The sequence below is a fragment of the Morganella sp. EGD-HP17 genome (genome assembly GCF_000512315.2).
GTDB classification, from domain to species: Bacteria; Pseudomonadota; Gammaproteobacteria; order Enterobacterales; family Enterobacteriaceae; genus Morganella; species Morganella morganii.
On sequence record NZ_AZRH01000015.1, the window covers coordinates 37,812 to 55,778 of the forward strand.

The 17,967-nt window shown below is 41.4% G+C and carries 15 protein-coding genes and 1 tRNA gene; 4 read left to right on the forward strand and 12 right to left on the reverse strand.

Going from position 1 to position 17,967, the window contains the following annotated elements; translation table 11 throughout:
• Nucleotides 1-6: 6 nt before the first annotated feature.
• The 5 genes from X965_RS15100 to tssB all read right to left on the reverse strand — a co-directional run bounded on the left by X965_RS15100 (nt 7) and on the right by tssB (nt 5,112).
• Nucleotides 7-498 carry an Hcp family type VI secretion system effector gene (locus tag X965_RS15100; RefSeq protein ID WP_004912469.1) on the reverse strand — a complete coding sequence of 164 codons (492 nt, stop codon included), beginning with the start codon at nt 496-498 and terminating at the stop codon, nt 7-9.
• Between the two features lie 2 nt (nt 499-500).
• On the reverse strand, nt 501-2,228 hold the full coding sequence (locus X965_RS15105; RefSeq protein WP_036418707.1) for an OmpA family protein: 1,728 nt from the start codon (nt 2,226-2,228) through the stop codon (nt 501-503).
• On the reverse strand, nt 2,228-2,890 hold the full coding sequence (gene tssL, locus X965_RS15110; protein WP_036418769.1) for a type VI secretion system protein TssL, short form: 663 nt from the start codon (nt 2,888-2,890) through the stop codon (nt 2,228-2,230). The genes X965_RS15105 and tssL overlap by 1 nt, the downstream gene beginning before the upstream one ends.
• Nucleotides 2,891-3,050: 160 nt before the next feature.
• The gene (tssC, locus tag X965_RS15115; protein ID WP_036418710.1) at nt 3,051-4,595 is read right to left on the reverse strand and encodes a type VI secretion system contractile sheath large subunit; all 1,545 of its coding nucleotides are present in this window, start codon (nt 4,593-4,595) and stop codon (nt 3,051-3,053) included.
• A gap of 19 nt (nt 4,596-4,614) precedes the next feature.
• On the reverse strand, nt 4,615-5,112 hold the full coding sequence (gene tssB, locus X965_RS15120) for a type VI secretion system contractile sheath small subunit (RefSeq protein WP_036418713.1): 498 nt from the start codon (nt 5,110-5,112) through the stop codon (nt 4,615-4,617).
• A 373-nt stretch (nt 5,113-5,485) separates the two neighbouring features.
• Here tssB and X965_RS15125 point away from each other — a divergent pair, with 373 nt between their 5' ends.
• The 4 genes from X965_RS15125 to X965_RS15140 all read left to right on the forward strand — a co-directional run bounded on the left by X965_RS15125 (nt 5,486) and on the right by X965_RS15140 (nt 9,754).
• Complete coding sequence (locus X965_RS15125) at nt 5,486-5,932, forward strand: hypothetical protein (RefSeq protein WP_051997346.1); 447 nt, start codon at nt 5,486-5,488, stop codon at nt 5,930-5,932.
• 319 nt (nt 5,933-6,251) lie between these two features.
• Entirely contained in the window at nt 6,252-7,406 is a 1,155-nt protein-coding gene (locus X965_RS15130; RefSeq protein ID WP_036418715.1) for a hypothetical protein, read from the forward strand.
• Complete coding sequence (locus X965_RS15135) at nt 7,399-9,273, forward strand: ThiF family adenylyltransferase (protein WP_036418717.1); 1,875 nt, start codon at nt 7,399-7,401, stop codon at nt 9,271-9,273. The genes X965_RS15130 and X965_RS15135 overlap by 8 nt, the downstream gene beginning before the upstream one ends.
• Nucleotides 9,263-9,754 (forward strand): Mov34/MPN/PAD-1 family protein, encoded by a 492-nt coding sequence (locus X965_RS15140; protein WP_253280780.1) that lies wholly within the window; start codon nt 9,263-9,265, stop codon nt 9,752-9,754. The genes X965_RS15135 and X965_RS15140 overlap by 11 nt, the downstream gene beginning before the upstream one ends.
• 438 nt (nt 9,755-10,192) lie before the next feature.
• Here X965_RS15140 and X965_RS15145 read toward each other — a convergent pair whose 3' ends face one another.
• From X965_RS15145 to aspA, 7 genes are all read right to left on the reverse strand, one after another.
• The gene (locus tag X965_RS15145; protein ID WP_036418722.1) at nt 10,193-10,822 is read right to left on the reverse strand and encodes a hypothetical protein; all 630 of its coding nucleotides are present in this window, start codon (nt 10,820-10,822) and stop codon (nt 10,193-10,195) included.
• Between the two features lie 594 nt (nt 10,823-11,416).
• Nucleotides 11,417-12,001 carry an antirestriction protein ArdA gene (locus tag X965_RS15150; protein WP_051997348.1) on the reverse strand — a complete coding sequence of 195 codons (585 nt, stop codon included), beginning with the start codon at nt 11,999-12,001 and terminating at the stop codon, nt 11,417-11,419.
• Between the two features lie 475 nt (nt 12,002-12,476).
• The gene (locus X965_RS15155) at nt 12,477-13,742 is read right to left on the reverse strand and encodes an integrase arm-type DNA-binding domain-containing protein (protein ID WP_036418725.1); all 1,266 of its coding nucleotides are present in this window, start codon (nt 13,740-13,742) and stop codon (nt 12,477-12,479) included.
• A gap of 195 nt (nt 13,743-13,937) precedes the next feature.
• Nucleotides 13,938-14,013: transfer RNA gene (locus X965_RS15160), tRNA-Phe, on the reverse strand.
• Nucleotides 14,014-14,140: 127 nt separating this feature from the next.
• Complete coding sequence (locus tag X965_RS15165) at nt 14,141-14,713, reverse strand: transcriptional regulator (protein WP_004240606.1); 573 nt, start codon at nt 14,711-14,713, stop codon at nt 14,141-14,143.
• A 115-nt stretch (nt 14,714-14,828) separates the two neighbouring features.
• The gene (locus tag X965_RS15170; protein WP_004234961.1) at nt 14,829-16,130 is read right to left on the reverse strand and encodes an anaerobic C4-dicarboxylate transporter; all 1,302 of its coding nucleotides are present in this window, start codon (nt 16,128-16,130) and stop codon (nt 14,829-14,831) included.
• Nucleotides 16,131-16,245: 115 nt separating this feature from the next.
• On the reverse strand, nt 16,246-17,670 hold the full coding sequence (aspA, locus tag X965_RS15175; protein WP_036418728.1) for an aspartate ammonia-lyase: 1,425 nt from the start codon (nt 17,668-17,670) through the stop codon (nt 16,246-16,248).
• Between the last annotated feature and the right edge of the window lie 297 nt (nt 17,671-17,967).

Below are 17,967 nucleotides of genomic sequence, written 5' to 3' on the forward strand. Positions count from 1 at the left end.
ATGTTATTAAGCGGTAGCACGTTCATTCCATGAATCGGAATGAATGATGTTGCCGTCTTTATAGGTCCAGGTGATTTTTTCGTAGCGCAGCTCAATCTCTTCGAGATGATTGTGCTTCTCTTTGTTAGGGTCTTTGATGTCGTGCATTTTTGGAGCCACCTTCACGACTTTGACGTTTTCAAGTTTGGTGTTGAAATATTCGACTTCTTGTCCTGCGTCATCAATGCGATACCATTTGAATTCGGCTTCTTTCAAGGTTTGACCAGTGGTTACAGCCTTGTAAAGATAAGGGCTTGACGCATCAATTTCTTTCACGAAAATAAACGGGGTATGAATACGCGTACCCGTTAATTTACCGGTATTGTTATCGGTTGGGATATACAGGTTATGGTCTTGTGCAACCACTTCAATGCTACCTTCACGATCTTGTACATTGACAGAGCCCTTAATATCCGCGCCGCCGTCATCTTTCAGCCATAAATAAACAGGAATTGCCATTGTTACTTCTCCTTTTGGGTCGAATGTGTGTCAACGTCCATCGGTGACACGGTTTGATTATCAGTTCCCTGGCAAGCATTGGCTTGGGGGATAAGTCGTATTTCAACGCGTCGATTCTTCGCCCGGCCTTCAGCGGTTTGATTATCGGCGACAGGGTTATTTTGACCGTTTCCTTGCACGGCAAAACAGGCTGGGTTGATATCACTGGTCTCTATCATCCAATCTCTGACTGATTCAGCGCGTTTTAATGAGAGTGTTTGGTTTAATGCTGGATTTCCGGTGTTATCGGTATAACCGGAGACGACAATCAACCAACCGGGTTTCGCTTTAATATTGAGCAAGGCATCGACTAAAACCTTAGTGGCACCCGCTTTTAGCGTCGATTGTCCCACATCGAATAGCGATAAACTGTCAAGCCTGACCATTTCGGGGGCGTTTTGAACAATGATAGGTGCTGGTGGCGGCGGGGGAGCCCAGCTCTCTAACAGCGTGTGCAAGTAGGGTAACATGCGCCCCCCTTGGTATAGGGCGAGGGAGTAAGAAGTTGGGATCCCTTCACGCTCCCAACGCGCCAATTCTGCTGCATCATCTTGCAATTGCTGATAGGCAGTCTGTTTTGGTGCAAGTGGTGTGTCCGAAAGTAGTGAGAAACGAGCCACATCTTCGCCAATGTGGCGAATGAGTTGTTGATTATGATGATAGCTGCCACAAAGCGCCCCGAGGAGGAATAGACCACTGATTAATCCGATGATACCGAGCTTCCGCTCGTGGTCAGTGAGATTGATATCATAATGTAAGTCGTGCAGCATCATATCCGGCAGGGGAAGCCTGTCAATTATTTGCTGGGAACCCATTAGGGATAACTGTGTTTTATGTTGCACAAATTGTGCCCACACGTTATGTGGTTGGTTATCAATTCCTATCCATTGAATAGCCCACCCGGATGGCGATAATTTAGGTGCTCCGGTTTGCGATGAGGATAGCATCGGAATAAACTCAAAATTTAACCACTGGAGTAAAGTATCGAACCAAAGTGAGCGTTGTAAATGAAGCTTAGCGTCTTTACTGTGTGAATTTAACCAAACAGAAAAAGGCTCTGCGACATGTCCGCCTTCTTCTATATGGAATTCCTGCTGACGATCAGACAGGGTTATCCAGGGAGACGGTTCATTTCCTGTAGTCCACGTTGCATCTGGTAGTGAAACATACAGACTGACCCAAAAGGGTAACCTTTTATTGATTTTAAGTCGGCTTTCACCAATGGCTCTGCGCCAATTCAGGGTTTCCTGAGCCAGTATTTCAGGGCTAGTGATTTGCTCAGGCAATAACGCAAATAATACGGATAACTGGTTTAGCAGGGATGGCGTTGTTCTCGCCATCGACTGAACGATATGAGCAAGGTCGGCGGGGGCATCAACAGGAATATACCAACCTTGTGAGGTTTCCCGTTTTGTTTCATTCTCAGAAAAAAGTGCCCAGGATTGACCACAAACCAAAATGACCGCACCTTGATAGCTATCCGCGGGTAATGCATCAATAAATCGTTGGTCTACGATATTAAATTGTTTTTGTTGTTTATAAAACCTAAAAAGGGAAAGGCCTGTCACGATCACAATTAACACCGTCACAAACCCTGACACGGCGTTACCAAGAGACCAAAACCCCCACAATAGCCACAGAAACAAGCCCGCAGCAAACAGGGTGATCAGGGATTTGATTGACTTTTGCATTACTGTCCTTGCATCATCCATTGTTGCAATAAATGCTCTAAGGAAGTGGATAATCCCCACCATAGGGCGGCTAAAAGAAGAATCCCACCTATCCAACTGATCCAATATAGGCGGCGAGGGCTAACACGAAGCTTAGCTTTCATGACAAGAGGCAGTGCATAAGTGAAGGCTCGATGAGGCAAACACGCATTGAGTTGTGCAATAAGCTGTTCACGTTCAGGGGCATCAATTTGGCGATATTTCCCCACAAATCCCAGAGTCAGTACCCGATGAAAACACACTAAAACAAGTGTGTTAGGTGAAGGCGATGACAGAATACTCTGTAATCGTTCCCAAAATGTGTGTCCTGCATCCAGAGTATTAAAGTATCGCGCTTGAAGTGGTGATTGAAGCCATGCAGATATGCCACTATCTTGAATACGCCGATTCATGACATTTTCATCTAACATGGCACATAACGCATACTGTATGTGCTCAATCGATGTTTGCTCGATGCCTGCTTCACTCAAGGCGTGGACTGTTTGCTCTATTTGATGACATACAGCATGATAAAAGGCCTTTCCATCATGAATTAAACTGCCTTGCTGTAATTGGCAAACCATGAGCTCGATATCCGTCAAGATATTGTTAATGGTTTGTTGTTCTGTATAGAATGACGCCATAAAGAAATACCCTAACTTATTCTTCTGATCCATCAGGTAGCAAGCTACATCTGAGCGTTGCATGCGATTTATTATCGGGTTTGAAAGATTGTTATTACAAACAAGCACAGAGGAGCAGGGGTGCCCCTCTGAGATCTTGGTATCAGTGAATGTACAATTTTTATGATTTTGCTTTAGGCATCTGCGAAACCAACGATAAATCCACATCCATTCCTTCAACCTGGAAGTGAGGAACCGCATAGAGTTTCACTCGGAAGAAACCTGGGTTATCTTCGATGTCCTCAACAACCACTTTCGCATCACGCAGTGGGTGTGAGGCTTGCAAATCATCACCCGGATCGGTCATTTCAGTCACTAAGCCGCGCACCCAATTATTGAGCTCTAACTCAAGTAAACGTCTGTCTTTTGTCGTCCCGATATTTTCACGCTGAATGAGTTTCAGATAATGAGCAATACGCGATAGCAAGAAAATGTAGGGTAAGCGTGAGTTAATACGACTGTTCGCGGTTGCATCTGCCGTGTCATACAGAGCTGGCTTCTGTGCCGAGTTGGCAGAGAAGAAGCAGGAGTAATCGCGGTTTTTATAGTAAGACAGTGGGATGAAGCCAAGATTTGCAAATTCAAATTCACGGGTTTCAGGGATCATCACCTCAGACGGAATTTTCACCTGACTGCCTGTACCTAAATCAAATAAATGAATAGGTAAATCTTTCACAGCACCACCCGCCTGCGGGCCACGAATTTGCACGCACCAACCATTGTTGATAAAGCTTTTGACCATGTTGGCAGCAAAAGCAAAAGTGGCGTTGGTCCACAGGTATTTCTCGTGATCAGGGCCTTTCACTTCTTCCACGTAGTTAAAGCTGCGAACAGGTACCGTATCCGGGCCGTATGGCAAACGGCCTAGCACGCGAGGCATAGTTAAACCAATGTAGCGAGCATCATCCGAATCACGGAAGGCTTTCCATTTGATGTATTCAGCACGGTCAAAGTAGTTACCAATGTCTTTAATGGCGGCCACTTCTTCCATCGTCTCTTTGCCGAAGAACTTCGGCCCAACGGATCCAATAAATGGCATATGCGCGGATGCTGAGACTTTGGAGATGCTACGTAGTAAGGCGATATCTTGCGGGCTACGGTCAAACTCATAGTTAGATATCATCGCTGCAATCGGTTCACCGCCCGGGGTATCATATTCCGCAATATAGGTATGGTGGTAAAGTCCGCTTTGGATGACTTCAGGGCTATCTTCGAAATCTTGACGCAAATCGTCTTTAGCAATATCGAGCAGTTCAATTTTGACGTTTTGACGAAAATCAGTGCGATCAACGAGGAATTTCAATCCACGCCAAGTGGATTCAACTTTTTGGAAGTCTTGGTGGTGCATGACTTCATCCAGTTGTTGGCTGATTTGCTTATCAAGTTCAGCAATATGATGGTCGAGTAGATTTCGGTCTAAACGCTCGACTTTTTGACCGGATGATTTTAAACGATCTAAAAATACTTGAACTGCAATCGTGACGCGTTCGTCAGCCGTTGCATCTGCCAAGGCCGCATTGTCTTGAAATGCATTAATATCACTGATTGAGGCGACAGGGGTTAAATTGATTTTTTCAAACAGGGAAGCATATACACCGTGGGTTGATGTGTCATCAAGCACTGTTGTTGCACCTTGGCTTGATTCATTTTTTATAGACATCAGCATAATCCTTTAATAATCCAAATTAATCTTTCTTCGAGGCTAATTCAGCCAACTCTTCACGAAGCTCATTACTGAGTGCCGGATCTTTCAGAATATTTTCCAGCTCACGACGGAAGGTAGCATTATCAAGCAGGTTGGATTTTAGGTCGCGCAGGAGATTACGCATGGCTAACATGGCACGAAGTTGAGGAATTTGACGAGCCACTTGCTCAGGTTCAAAATCCTTCATAGTTTTAAATGTCAATGCGACGCTCTCTTCGCTGCCGTCTCCTGCAAGGGTATTTTTGACGGTCAGATTAACGGATGGTGCAAATTCAGTGAGCACATTGTCAAAATTATTTTTATTTACGTTGATTTTTTCTCGTTCAGATAGCGGACGATCATCCTGCCCGTGGCTGTAATCGCCGACGGCTAATAGTTTTAGCGGTAACTCTACCTTTTTCTGGGCACCGCCCGTGTGCAGATCTAATTTGATGTTAACCCGTGCTTTGGGGACTTCATTTTGAAAGCTATCCGACATGAGTGAATTTCCTTGAGTTTTAATAAGCACATTAATTTGAGTATTGCTAAATGGTTGTGACTGCATTGCATTCATTTGACTTATGTAGTTATTTTATTTATATCTGTATTGTTAGGATAAATCAACGTTTCTTATGTGTTTTTATGAGGAGATGGAAGGGGCTAATTGTCTAACTTTATTTTTTTTGATAAAAAGCTAACTATATCAATAAGAAAAGTAACTATCTTTCACATTACTTATTCAAATGAACTAAGATGTAATAATTTATTTCAAAACATTAAAATTTAATGCATAAGAATAATTACTCTTTATTGGTGTAATTGGTGCATTTTAAATAGCGCATATTGCCATTAACAGGAATGTATGAGTACTCATGAACAATCATCGTTCTCCTTGGTCCTTGAAGGAAATGCGTTATATAGAACGTCATTACGGACGAAGCAAAACCCGAGACATCGCCAAAAAATTGGGGAGGACACCAACTGCCATTCGATTACAAGCTCAAAAGTTGGGGTGTTACCAATCTAAAAGATCGCGTTGGAGTGAGGGTGAGAAGGAACAAGTTTTTGTTTCATATCGTCGAGGGGAGGGAATTGAATCACTTCAAAAAGTCTTACCGCATCGTTCAAAACAGGCCATTTTTGCCATGGCTGAGAGCTTGGGGCTTTTCAGTCAACGACGTTGGCGTGAATGGGAAGTTGACTTGCTGAGAAAATATTATGGAACAATGGGGACAAAAATTGCAAAGCAACTCAATAACCGAACACAGGATTCCATTAGGCAAAAAGCTCGGTCATTAGGATTGGTGTATACTGGATAAAAGTCTTATGCAAAAGAATAATCCCTGAAGATAAAGATGTGAGCCTCATGTTTATAGGGTCGTTGATATGTTTGTTATCTATCGAGGGCTTTGGGGGGAGTATGTGTTGCTTTTCTTAACGAGTTTTCAAAAGTGCTAAATCAATCACAAAAAGTTGGTAGTCGAAGCTAGGAAGAGGCGATTTGTCATTTTTGCTGGTTAAATGTAGACAAGCCCGTTGTCAAAATTGTTGATATAGTTATGATTATTTTGGGGATTTAGAAATTCTACACAGTAAGAGTGGCTTGTTCCACCATAAAACAATTAACAAGGATATAATATGTCTGCAAAGATATGTTTCTTCCCCGTAGGTAATGGGGATATGACACTTATTCAAACTGAAGATGGTAAAAACATATTAATCGATTGCCGTATCAGGGATGGAGAAGAACATCCAGATGTTCGTTCACAACTTAGAGATAAATTATCTCGTGATAGCGAAGGCCGTCTTTTCGTCAATCTTTTTATTTGGACACACCCTGATTCAGATCATTGCGATGGAGTATCTGATCACTTTCACTTGGGAAAACCTGAAAATTGGAGTGAACAGAGCGATAAAATTTTCATCAATGAAATTTGGTCAAGCCCAATTGTATTTAGACGACATCATGCTCAAAACCATCCATTATGTGATGATGCAATAGCTTTAAATACCGAAGTCAAGAGAAGAGTTAGTCTTTACAAAGAAAAGAGCTACTTAGATGGTGTCGGAAATCAAGTTTTAGTCTTAGGCAAAGACGAAAATGGAAAAACCGATGATATCCCGTTTATTCTTTTAGAATTAGATAACACAACCCGTTATATAAATGGAGAATATTCATCCGTTTTTCAAGCTCGATTATTAGGTCCATCACCGAAGAAAGATCTTGATGAATTAGAAGATAATTTAGGTAAAAATCATTCGAGTGTTATCATAAACTTTGAATTAAAAGGTGATAACAAAACGGCTTATTTTTTAAGTGGAGGTGATGCAGAGGTCGTTTGTTGGGAAGGTGTAAAAGATCGTCTATCTGGTAAGAATGAAATATCATGGTTAGATTATGATATCTTACAAGCACCACATCATTGTTCTTGGCACAGTCTGTCTCACGATAGTCTAAGCCAAAAAGGCGAAGATGCAAAAACTTCTGAAAAAGCCATGGAAGTCTTTAATCGTGCAAAACAAAATGCTTTCATTATATCAAGTTCGAAAACAATAGAAGATGATGAAAATGATCCCCCTGCTTATCGAGCAAAAGAAGAATATGAGAAAATCATAGATGGCAAATACGGGCAATTTTTGTGTGTTTCAGATCACAAAAAAAAGGGGGAAAATGTTCCTTTAGAAATTGAAATTTCCAGTGATAGCATTAAGAAAATAGCCGCATCTACATTAGGTATGGCAGAATCATCTAATGCAGCAGTAAATAGGCAAGGTGGTGGTGGTTATGCCTGATTGTCTTAAAAAAAAGATAGAACAGTTAAATAAAATCCTTGCACCATATGGTGCAAGGAAGTTGTCTAATACTGAATTGTCTATTCTTGATGAAAAATATGCTTGTGCTTGGAATATACCTACAGAGTTAATGTTCAATAACGATTTTGTTGTATTGCAAATCAGGTATAAAAATTTAACGCAGTATGATATCCCTGAAATATTTGTATCATCTCCAGTAATAAGCGTGTGCCAATTACCTCATATAGAAAAAAATGGTAAACTATGCGTTTGGCCAGATACCTATATTATTGATTTTAGTAATGATTTATATATAATTGAATTATTGACGGATGCCTATTTAATGTTGGAAAAAGGCATTAAAGGTGATCTTAGAGATGATTTTATTGATGAGTTTCAGAATTACTGGATTTATTTTTGCAATAAAATAGATCGTGTTATTAGCTTATGTGATTTGAGCATAACAAATACAAGGTTAGTGTACGGTTATAAAGCAAAAACAATAGGATGGGTATATTCTGATGATAATCAAAAATTAATTAATTGGTTGGATAATCAGAATCTACTGTCCTCCAGCTCAGATAAGGCTAATACAAGAGACAAACGTATACGCCAGAGGCAGCTTTCCAGAATAGTACCTACTCCATTAATTTTTTTTAAAACGGCATGGTATCCAGAGCTATATCCAAAAACAATAAGAGATTTATTCAATTTAATCAATGAGTATCATGATGACCCTGATATTATTTATGAATTTATTTTCAAATCAATAGCAAATATATTCAATACCCATCCAATTATTTTAATTGCGTTTCCTACTCCCTCGGGAATGAATATCATAGGTATTCGAATTTCTAAGAATGTAGGTGACCTTCATACAGATAGGTATGATAAAAGAGTTATAGAGAAAGGCAGGTTCCGTATTAATGCATTGTTAGATGGTTATATCGATTATATTGATGGTTGTATTTTAAAAAATAGAATTGGTGAATTAAAATCACAAAATATTATAGTTGAACGTAATGATAACTCATGGATAATGGGTAGAGATCATAATCCTACTTATAAAAAAATATCTGAGCATACAGTAGCAATAATAGGATGTGGCTCAGTCGGTTCATCTATATCAAGGCTACTAATACAATCAGGTATTAAAAATTTAATGCTATGGGATGATGACTTTATGAAAAGTGAAAACACTTCACGACATCTCCTGGGATTCGAGTCTGTTAATAAAAACAAAGCGTCTGCTCTTGCATCAAAACTTTGTTCTGAATTTCCGAATACCCATATAGAGTATTTTAAAGAAGAATGGTCAGAAAACGCTGAGTCAAGTGCAAGAATTGCTGACGCTGACATTATACTAAGCTGCACAGCAAATTGGAATATCGAGCAACAATTGTTAAGTAAACAATCTCAGTGTAATTTAGGTGTTCTTGTTTTTGCTTTTGTTGAAGCCCATGCAATAGCTGGACATGTAATAGTCAATCAAATAGATTCTGGTGCTTTTAATGCTTGGCATTACACACAAGGCGAAAAAATAGGCGCATTGAGATATCCTGCCACATATTGGAAAGAAAATACAAAAAAAAGTATTGCTGCTTGTGCCGGCGAATTTCAGCCTTATGGAGCAATACCTTTGGCAAACTTACATTCACTTGCTGCAAGAACAATAATCGACTTAATATTAGATAGATCCCCTAACCGTTCCTTTGCCTATAGCTATCTTGGTAGAGAAAATGAACTGATGGAGCTTGGTGGTCAATGGAATAATAGTTGGATAAATCAATTTGGTAATCCAAATAAAGGTGATTACATTATTTCTTTGATTTATGAAAATTCAAATTGGATGATTCATGATGCATAAATTTTATTGTGATGATTTGGATTTTTATATATGCATCAGTGAGGATGTTATAGACGAATTATTCTCTTATAGACAAAAAAACTGCTTAAGTAAAGAATCTGGCGGAATGTTATTTACAAATAAACTTGATAATGTGGGAGTGGAAATAAAAATAATTACCACTCCTTGCTCATTTGATATAAGGAAAAGAAATTTTTTCAAATTAGATGAAAAAAAAGCAAAACAAGAAATATTAATTCAATTTGAAAATGGTTTTCATTATTTAGGTGACTGGCATACACACAATGAATCTATCGCAACTCCATCGCCTACTGATATCAATAGCATTCATGAATTGTTTACCAAATCTAAACATAGCAGACCCTTTTTTATGATTTTAATCATCCCTAACCAAATTATAATATCAAATTGTTTTTTGGCCGCGGCAGATGGAGAAAAAATATACCGCTTTATATATCAAAATCAACCAAAAACGATTTAAAAAATACGATAAGTTAAGGTGGGTTTATATGTTTATAATTAAAGATTTTTCCGTTGAAAACGGGGGTGTGTGTTATATAAATCATGATAATGATAATTTCACAATCATCAATTGCAACATTAATATTGAATAATGATATACAGTTAAAAAAGACTACAATAATTTTTGCAGCGTATCTCGGTATTTAAATTATGATGTGGGATATCAAAAAAATAACCCACAACAGAGCGGGTGATATTACAAGAAAGAGTATTGATGATAACGTTCATTTTTACGTATCGAATGCAGGCTATGAAAAGAGTTTTTGGTTAATGAAGACGTTTATGACGAATCTCTCGGGTACTATATCGGTTCACTTATAGTAGAAAAGAATATACTTTATAGATTCACATTTAAGATGCTATATTAATATTTGTTATTTCCTATAAGAGCTGAATACTAACTATCAGCACTGACTGCTACTGCACTTGTTACCATTCTATTGCCATAATGTCTTGCAATTATTGAGAAAATAAGTGTCATTATGAAAAGAAAAGTAAGCATAATCCATTTTATATATAAGCCATCAATTGCAATTAATTTCAATAGACTAGCACATAAAAACATAATTAAGGTTGCGCTACATAAATCTCTAAATAAAAGAAAATTTTTATGTGCATCAATTACCTGGGCAGTTGATTCATTTTTTTTATAAATATTTTTATACCAAAAGGAATTCCTGTCCTGCTCAGGAATAGGATGCAGAAAAAGCTCAGGCCATTTCTTTTGCAAATCATCCATGTTCAGGCGTTCATCTTTACGACAAAGCGTAATCACTCTATTTCCTGGTAATATTCGTTTAACCCGCCAAAAGACAAGAACATGTTTGAAGTTTTGAGGTATAATATTAACTAATAACAACGATATGACTGATACTCCTCCAGATATACCGAGCCCTACATAAATATTCTTGATATTAACATATCCTTTAATTCCTAACTGAATTAAAAATATAACAACACATAGTGCAGTTATAACTGCATATATCGTGGTTTTATTCGATTCTTTTAAATTTTTAGTTTCACTCATTAAATCACCTTTTCATGATATGCGATATCATTGGAAGGCAATTATAGCTAATAATTGTATAGATCTCTATCAGAAAATTGTGTGTTAGCTAGCCCTTGTTTTTCTCCTTTCAGTCGAAAAAAATACTTAGACACAACTTAAAAAAACTAAACTATATCAGTGTGATACTTCGGCCCTATATGTATATTGCAGTATGGGATCTGGCGATGGTGTTTGAGCACAATAACGAATGACATTCACACAGTGCATTAGGTTACCGTTCACTGCGGGAATATAGGGGCAAATACATTTGATTGCGTCACAGAGTTCAATTACAGGCAAATAATACTTAAATGTAAAATACTACTCGTCGTTTTATTCTGCTTCTAATAGTGCATTTGTCACCACAGTAAGATAAGCGCCTGTTTAATAGTTTGAATTAAATAAAAATAATATCAGAATAGCCATCTTTATGGATATCCGTAAAGATAGCTTAAAATAGAGTTTAGTTTGATTAACGTTCTAGCTTATGGATGTCATTGTGATACCGCTGCATCATTTCACTTATTCCCTTTAAGGGATGAAAGCTGCTTGATTCTCATTCTGTTGTCCTATCTATCCACCCGTATGATAAATATATCTTCCACTGTGAAAAATTCCCCCTTGTTCAAGACAAACATCACGACCATAGCGTTCATAATCAAAGTAGTGTGATAAGTGACCAAGTTGTGCTAAATCATAACAACCACTTTCTTCTATCCAGTAATGACCTAAATCATATTCATTATTGACCCCCGCTAATTGCTGGAAAGAATCTAAATTATCCGCTAAATGAATTAAATCATGGATTGAACTCGTTGAAGAACCGATTTCAATTGCCGCCTGATAAAGGTCAGTTTCATCAGGCGATAACATGGCTAATTGCGTGGCTAACTCGTTCAACTCATCTAAAAGACTGTATTCTGAAATGTAGGAAGAAAGGCCATCAATTGAGGATTCATAGTCCGTCAAGAAATACTCTTCATACTGAATACCATCAATACCAATCCGCACTAAACAGTGTTCTATTTCTTTTGAGGTTGCTGGAAGCTCAAGCCATTCACCAACCAGTTCACCTTCGTTATATTTTCCTAAGTTCGTAATAAAAACAGAAATCATCCCCGATTTTAGGCATGGGGAAGCCGTCGCTGTTATGCGCATATTCATGTCCTATTATTGATGTATTGTGATTTAATTAATGGCGATATTTTGATAAAAGGAGCTATTTCCTTTTAGAATACGATATTGATATAAAATCCCCATCAGCTGAAAACAGACAATCTGCTTTAAAAATGATTAATGACGTTTTAGAGCAGGATAATGAGTTGCCTTACAGTCCCGATAACATGTTATGCTTTCTATCATGATTTCATTTTGGGCGGGTTAAAACGAAAAAAGCCCCTGTCCAATAAACTAGGGTCAGTTCATCAGGACAGAGGCTCTTGCTTTGGTGGAATATGGGTTACAAACTAAAATGCATGATAATAAAACTGTGATCATGATTACGTTTTTAGGCATAAGCTATTTCGAAATCACTTTATTTTGGCTTTCCAAAGAATCCATGTAGTCGGCATACTACCGCATTATTTGACTTCTCGTATTGCGAATGGATCTCCTATATGACATGGTTAAAGTCTTAGTGATTCATTGGATTATTAAACTTGGCAAAGTCGAATGGCGAAATCGTTTGTTCCCGATTAGCATCCAAATAATCTGCCCACCACTGTACCATCAGCCGCCTTTCCTCAATATGTTCTGCTTTATGAATATAAGCAGCTCTTACTGAGTTACGTTCTTGATGACTCATTTGCCTTTCTACTGCATCTTTCGACCATAAACCTGATTCAACTAATGAACTACACGCCATTGCTCTGAAACCATGACCACAAATTTCAGTTTTGGTATCATAATCCATGACACGTAAGGCTTTATTGATTGTATTTTCACTCATGGGTTTAAAGGGATTATGAGCGCCCGTTAGGATCAATTCATGCTCACCTGTCCATGCCCTAATCTCTTTCAGTATAGTGATAGCTTGTTGGCTAAGAGGTACTAAATGTGGTGTACGCATTTTGGCTCCTCGATGCGAAAATTTAACACCGGGAATGGCTTTTCGCTCCGCAGGAATAGTCCACAACGCTTTGTCAAAATCAATTTCAGACCAACGCGCATAGCGAAGTTCACTTGACCGAATAAACACTAATAAATTTAACATCACGGCTAGGCGAGTGACGGGTTGCCCTTTATAAGCATCGATACGGGCAATGAGTTCAGGTAGACGGTCAAGGTTAAGAGCTGGACGATGTTGGCGTTGTACAGTCGTTACAGCCCCTGCGGTATCAATGGCAGGGTTATAACCAATAATACCGGATTGCACCGCATAACGCATAACAGCAGCGATACGTTGCTGTAAACGCGCAGCTATCTCATAAATCTCTTTACTTTCTGCTGCACGGATAGGAATAAGCAGGTCAGGGGTTTTGAGGGTAGTGATATCGCGTAATCCAATATAAGGAAAGACATGCGACTCCAAACTCTTTAAAACCTTTTCACTGTGTGATTCAGACCATTTTTTATTGCTGGCATGCCATTGTCTTGCGATGGTTTCAAAAGAGAGATTAGCATCAGAAGCTGCTTTAGCCACACGTTTTTGTTCGCACGGGTCAATACCGTCAGCAATCAATTTTCTTGCTTCATCACGTTTTAAACGCGCCTCTGATAAAGAGACATCAGGGTATAAACCCAATGCTAAGGTTTTCTCTTTACCTAAGTGGCGATAGCGTAATCGCCAGTACTTAGAACCATTAGTGTGAACCAATAAGTGCAGACCTGCACCATCGGTTAATTTATAGGATTTCACATCGGGTTTAGCCGCCCGAATTTTAGCGTCAGTCAATGCCATAGTGAGCTTCCTGAGAGATAAAGTGGGTACAAAATTCTATCGAACTAGTGTATACCCGCAATTGTACCCACACAATGGGGTTGATGTGGGTAGAATCGAGTAGAATTCAGTTGAGTTGAAACTTTGGGAGAGTGTTGATTTTAGCGGGCTTTACAAACAAAAACAGACGTCGGTTGACGTCTGTTGATAATAAGGTGGTGCCCGGACTCGGAATCGAACCAAGGACACGGGGATTTTCAATCCCCTGCTCTACCGACTGAGCTATCCGGGCAACGGGGCGCATTAAACCGTATTCCGTGGTTTGCGTCAATGCCTTTCTGTCAAAAAACCATAAAAAAAGTGTGAGTGTGCTCTTTTTATGCAGAATGCGGACGCAATTTATGCATGTGGTGAATAAATCAGCTGAGTGCGCCGTTTTTACGGCAACGGGCGATAGTCAGCACATCTTCTGCCAGCCGCCGGGCGGTGGCGATATCATCGGTACTGCGGGATATCAGCAGTTTGCTCAGGCATCCTTCCAGAATCAGTTCCAGCTGACGGGCCACCATATCGCAATCATCAATATCCAGCTCTCTGAGCAGCTCTGTGGTAAATGCAAAGGCACTTTGTTTCTGCTGGCGGGATAACTGATGGATAGGGTGATCCGCATCAGGAAAGGCGCTGCTGGCCGCAATAAACAGACATCCCGGAAAACGGTTTTCGCGGACACGTTCCGCCAGTGCCGTGTAACGGGCAAGCAGTTTATCTTCACAGGACAGCGACTCATCCAGCAGAATGCGGCGCTGCCAGATGTCAATCTGATTACCGTGGTAACGCAGGCAGTCGTAGAGCAGGTCATTACGGGTCGGCCAGAAAATCCGCAGGCGTTCGGGATCAATGTCCAGGTTATCGTTGAGGGTGGCTTCAGACATCAGAAGGCCGTGGTTTTCCAGCAGACTCAGTGCCTGATTGAGGACGTCTTCACGTTGCACAGCAGGTTCTCCCTGATAAAGGCATATGATCCAGAATAACGTGAGTGCTGATGAAAGGCGAGAGACGCAGGTAAATAAAATCCGCCCCGGAGGGCGGATTTATCAGTGCAGGGAATTACAGAACGACACTGCCGATCAGGAAGCCGAAGCAGACCGACAGTGCGACACCAATGGTGCCCGGGATAAAGAACGGGTGGTTGAAGACCAGTTTGCCGATACGGGTGGTACCGGTGTCATCCATCTGAACCGCCGCGACCAGGGTCGGGTAGGTCGGCAGGATAAACAGACCGGAAACCGCAGAGAAAGAGGCAATGGCAGTCAGTGGTGTAACACCCAGCGCCAGTGCCATCGGCATCAGCGCTTTGGCGGTGGCGGCCTGTGAATAGAGCAGGGCAGAACAGAAGAAGAAAATAACCGCCAGCAGCCACGGATGCTGCGTGATTAAATCACCGGCAGTCAGTTTGATCCACTCCAGATTTGCCTGAACGAAGGTATCGCCCAGCCACGCCACACCCAGGATACAGATACAGGCGCTCATCCCGGCTTTAAAGGTACTGGAGTTCAGGATGATATCCGTCTCTACCTTGCATATCAGGGTAATAAGTGTCGCGACACTGAGCATGATAATCAGAATGGCGTTGGTGGTGGACATAATCGGTTCAGACAGCAGCCCGACACTCTTACTGTTGACAACCGCAAAGACCACAACGGACAGGACACCGAGCAGGAACAGGAGAACAGACAGTTTGGCAGCTGGTTTGATGGCAGCTTTTTCACTGCGGTTCAGTTCCACCACGCCTTCAGCAAGACGTTTCTTAAAGACCGGGTCATTGGCGAGTTTGTCATCAAACAGCCAGGACACAATAAAGGACATCAGGATGATCGCGACAAAGGTGGATGGCAGCAGGATCATCAGCAGATGCAGGTAACTGACGCCCATCGGCTCCATGACCGATGACATATACACCACCGCCGCTGAAATCGGTGATGCGGTGATCCCTATCTGCGCGGCCACAACGGCGGTGGAAAGCGGACGGGAAGGTTTAATCCCCTGTTCTTTGGCAACTTCGGTGATCACCGGCAGGGTTGCCAGTGAAATATTACCGGTTCCGGCAAACAGTGTCAGAAAATAGGTGACGATCGGGGCGAGGATGGTGATATAGCGCGGATTGCGGCGCAGCAGTTTTTCAGTCTGCTGAACCAGATAATCCAGCCCGCCCGCGACCTGCATGGCAGAGATTGCAGCGATAACAGCCATTATAATGGAGATAACGTCGAACGGGATGCTGCCCGGTTTCACGCCGATGGCGGCGAGGGCGAGAACCCCCAGTCCGCCGGCAAAACCGATACCTATCCCTCCGAGGCGCGCCCCGAGATAAATGGCCAGCAGTACGATAATAAATTCGATGGCTAGCATAAGTGCTCCTGTAAAATCCCGTAGAAAAATGTTAAATTTTTGTAGTAGGGTAATAAAAAAGCACGTTACCTTGCGATGACGTGCTTTTGTGTTCTATGTATTTCTTATTATTATATTAGTCATCAAAGCGTTTTGCTTTATAGGCCGGATTCTTTAAGTTCTCAATTGAGAAAATATCATCCAGCTCAGCTTCTGTCAGAAGACCGCGCTCCAGAACCACTTCGCGCACACTCTTGCCGGTTTCCGCACAAATCTTACCGACGATATCCCCGTTATGGTGACCGATGAACGGGTTCAGGTAAGTCACGATACCGATAGAGTTGAACACATACGCTTCACAAATTTCTTTGTTGGCGGTAATACCGGAAACGCATTTCTCACCCAGGTTGCGGCAGGCGTTGCTCAGCAGAGAAATAGATTCAAACATCGCCTGGCCGATAGCCGGTTCCATCACGTTCAGCTGTAACTGACCTGCTTCGGCAGCCATGGTGACGCAGACGTCGTTACCGATGACTTTGAAACACGCCTGGTTTACCACTTCCGGAATCACCGGGTTCACTTTTGCCGGCATGATAGAAGAACCCGCCTGCATTTCCGGCAGATTGATCTCTTTGAGACCCGCACGCGGACCGGAGGAGAGCAGACGCAGGTCATTACAGATTTTGGAGAGCTTCATGGCCAGGCGTTTCAGCGCACTGTGCAGCATCACGTAAGCACCGCAGTCAGATGTTGCTTCGATCAGGTCTTCTGCCGGTACACACGGCAGGCCGGTCACTTCCGCCAGTTTTTCCACCGCCAGTTTCTGATAGCCCGGTGCGGTGTTCAGCCCGGTACCAATCGCGGTGGCGCCGAGGTTAACTTCCAGCACCAGCTGAGCGGTGTGATGCAGGTTTCTGATCTCTTCTTTCATCAGGATGGCAAAGGCGTGGAATTCCTGGCCTAATGTCATCGGAACGGCATCCTGTAACTGGGTACGGCCCATTTTCAGGATATCTTTGAATTCATCGGATTTGGCATCAAAGGTGCCTTTCAGATACTCAACAGATTTAATCAGCTGGGTAATTGAATTGTAGACAGCGATACGGAAGCCGGTCGGGTAAGCGTCGTTGGTGGACTGGGCTTTGTTCAGGTGATCATTCGGGTTGAGGAACTCATATTCCCCTTTTTTATGGCCCATCAGTTCCAGGCCGATATTTGCCAGTACTTCGTTTGTGTTCATATTCAGTGAAGTACCGGCACCACCCTGGAAAACATCCACAGGGAACTGATCCATACATTTACCGTGGATCAGGACTTCATCGCAGGCTTTGATGATGGTATCCGCAATCGCACGCGGAATAGTGTGCAGTTCTTTATTCGCCATGGCAGCGGCTTTTTTCACCATCACCATGCCACGGATAAATTCCGGGACATCATTGATTGTACGGTCGCTGATATAGAAATTTTCGATAGCCCGCAGTGTATGGACACCATAATACACATCGTCCGGTACTTCGCGTTTACCCAGCAGGTCTTCTTCGATACGAAAATTATTTGACATGAGAACCTTCTTTGATTGAATGGTTGTCTTACTTAATAGTAAAGACAGCAATTATATTATTTTGTCCGATATTAATAGAGAGTATCACTTAGTTTATTGCATTCTCAGTGATGATATTCTGTATTTGCGTTGAATCCTTTTAGCCAGATCACTTATTAACTGAAATGTTTGCACTATTATCACTCTTATGTGCGATAAATCACAAATATCATGTGCGATTCCGGCACATGCCGCGCTTGAAAACGTCTGAAATGACCCCATCATTATGAACATCCATGACTAAAAATCGAATTTACA